The sequence below is a fragment of the Scytonema sp. HK-05 genome (assembly GCF_963872035.1).
Lineage (GTDB): Bacteria > Cyanobacteriota > Cyanobacteriia > Cyanobacteriales > Nostocaceae > Kalymmatonema.
This window is the reverse complement of sequence record NZ_CAWMYC010000005.1, coordinates 21,496-27,623: the sequence shown is the minus strand read 5'-3', so window position 1 is coordinate 27,623 and position 6,128 is coordinate 21,496. Positions and strand designations below refer to the sequence as shown.

Sequence of the window (6,128 nt, the reverse complement as noted above, 5' to 3'; positions counted from 1 at the left end):
CGGCGAAAAAAGTCGCCCGCTTAAGGGCGAGGCTTCAGACCCATTTTTTCGGTGAAAAGTGGGACAACCATTACCAACCGTCTGAAATGATGTAGCAGCTTTCACACGACAATCCCACCTCTTTGGATTTTCAAATTTAAAGACTTTTATTTAATACGGTATACTACTGAGCTTACCGTATTTTACTTTTATGGTAGTATTACTTATAGTTGTCTCAATTCGGTTCGTTTGATTATGCTTGCGATTTTAGTAGCAAATTACTTAGAGGTCTAAAGGTACGAAGGATGAAAATCAAAAACTCTAATTGATAGCTTAAATAACTATTTTCTCTACTAAAGCTGCATTAAGTGAGGTTGGGTTGCAAAAACAGGTTGAATCTTGAAACTGTATGTGAAGAACCAGAGGTTTCCCTATTGCATACATCGGCAACTGGGTACTGAAGCGTCAACGACCGACAGTCACAGCATATTCATAAAAGACTAAAACATGAATTCTCAACAGGACTCCGCTCCAACCACTGAGACTAATACTAGCTCCATGCTGGCAGAGCGTAGTACGGTTTTTCTTTTGGCTATCACCTGCGGCTTGTCGGTGGCTAACGTGTATTACAACCAACCGCTACTTGCAGATATAGGACGAAGCTTTGATATCTCTGTGCAGCAGGTGGGATTTATCCCTACTCTCACTCAAATAGGCTATGCAGTGGGGTTACTGTTTTTAGTCCCTTTGGGTGACAAGGTGGAACGCCGGGGATTAATCGTCAAAATGCTATTTATGCTTGCTTGTGCCTTGGTGGCGACGGCTCTATCTCCCAATATCACCTGGCTGTCTGTGTCGAGTTTTATACTTGGTTTCAACAGTATCGTCGCACATCTAATTATCCCGTTTGTGGCACGGATGACTGCTGTAGCCGAGAGGGGTAAGGTGATTGGAACGCTCATGAGTGGAGTCATTGTCAGTGTCCTTCTGGCGCGAGCAGCGAGTGGAATTGTTGGGAACATTCTGGGTTGGCAAGCCATATACTGGATCGCAGCCGGTTTGATGATTGTTCTCGCCTTTGCGATTCGAGGGCGGCTTCCCGTAAGCAAATCATCCGACAAACTGTCGTACCGGCAACTGATGCAAAGTCTTGGGCATCTCGTCCGCCAGCAACCCGTATTGCGTGAAGCCGCGCTCAACATAGCGCTGATATTTGCGGCATTTAATGCTTTCTGGGTGACTCTGGTTTTTCGGCTAGAAGCACCACCGTATTATTATGGCAGTCAAGTAGCTGGATTGTTCGGCTTGGTTGGGATAGCTGGGGCGATCGCGACTCCATTTATCGGCAGGCTTGTCGATAAATGGGGTGCGAGAGTTTTAGTAGGATTCGCCCTTGCGATTAGCCTGTCTGGCTTTGTCATTATTTGGATTGCGGGAAATTATCTCATAGCTCTGATACTAGGGGTGTTGCTTCTTGACTTGGCTATGCACGCAGCTTATGTCTCGAACCAAGTTCGCGTCTATAATTTGGTTCCTAATGCCGAGAGCCGTTTAAATACCGTATATATGGTTACGAATTACAGTGGTGGCGCACTCGGTTCTTTTCTTGGCACTTATAGCTGGGCTATGTGGAAGTGGAACGGTGTTTGCGCTCTGAGTTTTTCGCTGTTAGTCGTTGCTTTGGTAGTTCATTTGAGTGGACGTAGAAGTCGTCTCAAGCAAGTTTGAGTTTACTGTTGAATCTCTAACAAACCGCAGAGGCACACAGAACACAGAGAAAGAAAAATAAGGAGATATTTCTTTTAACCAGTTCAAGAAGGAATCAATCTTATGACACACTTGTTTGAACCCCTCACAATTGGCGCAGTCACTTTTCGCAACCGCATCGCCGTTGCACCAATGTGTCAGTATTCTAGTACAGATGGATATGCTAATGATTGGCATTTAGTTCATCTGGCAAGTCGTGCGGTTGGCGGTGCGGGTTTAGTGATCACAGAGGCGGCGGCGGTAGAACCGCGAGGACGCATCAGTCCTCAGGATTTGGGGATTTGGTCAGATGCACATATTGAGTCGCTTGCAAAAACTGTAGAACTCATTCACAAATTGGGTTCGATTGCAGGTATTCAACTTGCTCATGCAGGAAGAAAAGCTAGTACAGCGCCTCCTTGGGAAGGTGGAAAAGTCGTTGATGAATCTGCTGGCGGTTGGCGTCCTGTGGTTTCTAGCAGTGCGATCGCTTTTACTGAGAATCACCCTGTTCCAGAAGCATTAAATAGCGAAGGAATTCAACAAATTATTCATGCTTTTGTGCAAGCTGCAAAACGCTCTGTCGAAGCTGGATTTAAGGTTATTGAAATTCACGCGGCTCATGGCTATTTATTGCATCAATTTCTCTCGCCTTTGAGCAATCACCGAGAGGATGAATATGGGGGTAGTTTAGAAAATCGTACTCGTTTGTTGAGAGAAGTTGTGAGCGGGGTAAGAGAAGTTTTACCCGAAGGTTATCCGCTTTGGGTGCGAATTTCAGCAACAGATTGGGCAGAGAATGGCTGGGACATTGAGCAAAGTATCGCGCTTGCAGATAAACTCAAAACTTTGGGTGTGGATTTAATTGACACCTCGAGTGGTGGTACTTTAGCAAAGGTTAATATTCCCTACGGTCCTGGTTATCAAACTCAGTTTGCTTCAAGAATTCGTAATGAGGCAAATATCCTGACTGGGGCTGTAGGTTTGATTACATCGCCAGAACAAGCTGACCACATTATCCGCACTGGTCAAGCAGATGTTGTATTACTTGCGCGAGAATTACTACGCAATCCTTACTGGCCATCATACGCTGCGAAAAAGTTAGGAAAAGATAAAGTCTCGCCCGTTCAGTATGAGCGAGCATGGCTTTGAATTTTCAAAATAATTTTCAACATAATAAACTAACAGTTATGGATGTGTAAATTGTCATTTGTCATTAGTCATTTGTAACGAGAGATGGCTAATGGCAATTTTCTTTCAAAAGTCAATAAAATTCTTACAAAAGTTAATTGGATGAAAATGAAACCACAGATGCACACAGATGAAGATAGTGCGATGGACGGGTTTCGTGACTTGTTGCAACGTCTGGGTAGGAGGCGCGCAAGTGTCAGTTAATTAACTAGTGTTAATCGCTGTGCATCTATGGTTCAAAATATCCATTAATCATACTTTTGCAAGAAGTCTAATCAAAGAATTTGCTTGACAAAAGGAAAACGCTAATGCAAACGGCTAATAGGGAAAGGTCTGAACAAGACAAGCTGATATTTGGTTTTTTTCAGATTCCACCTGCTCTGAAATCTCTCAATTTTTGTTGTTACGTCATCGGTGCAGGCGCATCTTTTTTTGGCACTTGGATGACTCAAATTTCCTTAGTGTGGTTGGTCTATCAATTAACAAATTCTGCCTTATTAGTTGGTGTCTCTGGATTTACCAACCAAGCTTCTAGTTTGGTTCTCACACCCTTAGCAGGAGTCTTGTTAGACCGTTGGAACTTACGACGTGTCTTACTCACGACTCAAATCATCTCAATTCTGCTGTCTTCAACATTACTCTTTCTTACTGTCAGCAACAAAATCACCGTTGAAGCTATTATTATCATCGGCATCTTACAAGGGACAGTCAAAGCTTTTGATTTACCAGCGCGTCAGGTACTGATTCCTCGAATTATAGAGAACAAAGCAGATACTTATAGTGCGATCGCCTTTCATTCTCTGATAATTAATACTGCTAAATTTGCCAGTCCGATGGTAGCAGGTTTAGTCATTGCTCGCTCAGGAGCAAGTTCATGTTTTTTAATAGACAGCGTTAGTTATTTTTCCTTGATATCTGCCCTCCTAGTCATTAAAATAAATCCAGTTACCAATAATTCAGTAACTAAAAAAACAGCGATTCTGAAAAACCTGAAGGAAGGGTTTATTTATGCTTATGAGTTTATTCCTATCAAAACTGTTTTAATCTTACTGTCATTAGTCTGCTTTATGGCAATGACTCACATAAATCTCATGCCTATTTTTGCTAAAGAAGTCCTAAATGGCAACGCCCAAACTATGGGATTTCTTATGACAGCTTCAGCACTTGGCTCTCTCACTTCTGGAGTATATCTCGTTCAACGTAAAAGGATCACAGGGCTAGGAAAAATCATGGCACGTTCTACCGCCATTACAGGTTTAGCGTTAATAGTGTTTTCGCATTTAGATAGACTAGAAATATGTTTGATTGTCATTTTTATTATAGGAATGAATATGACTCTAACTCTTGCATCTATTAGCAATTTTATCCAGTTGGTCATTGTAGAAGAAGACAAAAGAGGCAGATTAACGAGCCTATTTACGATGGGTTTTTTAGGGATACTACCTATTGGAAATTTATTTTTTGGAGGATTAGCACATCATATTGGTGTTCCCAATGCTTTGGCTTTTGGTGGAATTTGTTGCGTTATAGGTTCGTATTTTTTTGCTAGGCAGTTGCCAACTTTAAGAAAGATTGTCTATCCAATATATCAGAAAATGGGCTTAATGCCACCGTCCTATGAAGGCTAGAAGATAAAGGATGAATTCCTCGGGGGTGCTATCTATTGAAAAGCACACTTTTTTGGAAATTGAAATTATGAGTTATAAGCATTTTGGAAGAATGGGGGACATATGGAATCATATTCCTTTGTGTGAATTTTTAGCTATCGAGCAACCAAGTAGCTATATAGAAAAAAATTCTGCTGACAATTTCATGCGTGTAGAGACGTGCCATGGCACGTCTCTTTTATTGAAAAATAGAAATAATCTACCCCTCTTTTATCACTCTAAGTAGACGAAATAGAGGGATATATTCAATAAAAAACCACCATAACATTTTCTTTTGCTCTTCCTTGCGGTCACTTCTCTAGGTGTGAAAACATTCATCAAGTAGTAGGGTAGACCATAAAAGCCTATGTGATGGACATTTGAGATATCATGCAACATAGCCCTACCTACCATTTGTGGTCTAATCGTTTGAAAAGCGCTGTAAGGTAAAGATGATGATAGAAATAACGCGCCGCAAATTTATCGCAACTGCTACCCTGGCAACGGGTTTTGCCCTCGCAGTGCAACCCATTTCTGCCCAAGTTATCACTACCGATGCCAAGGGGTTGGTAGCTGGTGCGGTGAAAATTCCCGTCAAAGATGGTGAAATTCCTGCCTACAGAGCGATGCCTGCTACTGGTAAAAATTTCCCGATACTCCTGGTGATTCAGGAAATCTTTGGTGTACATGAGCACATTCAGGATGTCTGCCGTCGTTTTGCCAAGTTGGGGTACGTGGCGATCGCTCCGGAATTGTTCGTGCGTCAAGGCGATGTCTCGAAGTTAAGCAGCGTAGAAGAAATTCGCCAAGTGGTCGTCAAAGTGCCAGATGCCCAGGTGCTGTCCGATCTCGATGCCACGACGGAGTGGGGTATAAAGTTAGCTCAGGGTAATGCCGATAAGTTGGGGATTACGGGCTTTTGCTGGGGCGGTCGCATTACCTGGCTGTACTCCGCACACAATCCCAAGGTTAAGGCAGGCGTGGCATGGTATGGGCGACTGGTGGGCGACGCTACCGAACTAACGCCCAAGCATCCCGTTGATATTGCATCAGCGCTGAAAGTCCCCATTCTCGGACTCTACGGCGGCAAAGATACGGGCATTCCCCTCGATACGGTGCAGCAAATGCGATCGCGCCTTGCATCCAGCAGCAGCAAATCCGAAATCATTGTCTACCCCGATGCACCCCACGCTTTTTTTGCCGATTATCGTCCCTCTTACCGCGAGAAAGAAGCCAAGGATGGGTGGCAACGCCTCCAGGCATGGTTTAAGCAGCATGGCGTGTAAGTGTGCGGATGTGCTGCTCAGGTTGATTTTTCTTTACAGGAAAAGCACTTCAGCCACGAAAACGAGCAACACTAAGCATCAGGGGCGCTGTGAGTAGCAGCAAAAGCGTGGGCAGACCAAAGTAGATTCCTGCGTAAATGGCGTTAGTAGCGCGGGTTTTGGTATCGTCGATACTAAGCCAAAGATTCATCACGCCAAGATTAATGATCCCAAGCACGAAGTGTAGGGCTAGCACGGCGATCGCAAGACCGACAATCCAGCGCGTTGCTAAGTTCAACCT

At 43.7% G+C, this 6,128-nt stretch carries 5 protein-coding genes; 4 read left to right on the top strand and 1 reads right to left on the bottom strand.

The features are described from left to right. The first annotated feature begins 486 nt into the window (after positions 1-486). The 4 genes from AACT52_RS02270 (at position 487) to AACT52_RS02255 (ending at position 5,848) form a co-directional block, all read left to right on the top strand. Entirely contained in the window at positions 487-1,707 is a 1,221-nt protein-coding gene (locus AACT52_RS02270) for an MFS transporter (protein ID WP_083630783.1), read from the top strand. Between the two features lie 102 nt (positions 1,708-1,809). Further along, positions 1,810-2,877, top strand: coding sequence for an NADH:flavin oxidoreductase/NADH oxidase (locus AACT52_RS02265; RefSeq protein ID WP_073635924.1), 1,068 nt, complete (start codon positions 1,810-1,812; stop codon positions 2,875-2,877). 347 nt (positions 2,878-3,224) lie between these two features. After that, positions 3,225-4,544, top strand: coding sequence for an MFS transporter (locus AACT52_RS02260; RefSeq protein ID WP_073635923.1), 1,320 nt, complete (start codon positions 3,225-3,227; stop codon positions 4,542-4,544). 473 nt (positions 4,545-5,017) lie between these two features. Next, positions 5,018-5,848 (top strand): dienelactone hydrolase family protein, encoded by an 831-nt coding sequence (locus AACT52_RS02255; RefSeq protein WP_073635922.1) that lies wholly within the window; start codon positions 5,018-5,020, stop codon positions 5,846-5,848. A gap of 49 nt (positions 5,849-5,897) precedes the next feature. Here the strand turns inward: AACT52_RS02255 and AACT52_RS02250 are convergent, their stop codons facing one another. Then, positions 5,898-6,125 carry a hypothetical protein gene (locus AACT52_RS02250; protein WP_143172980.1) on the bottom strand — a complete coding sequence of 76 codons (228 nt, stop codon included), beginning with the start codon at positions 6,123-6,125 and terminating at the stop codon, positions 5,898-5,900. Between the last annotated feature and the right edge of the window lie 3 nt (positions 6,126-6,128).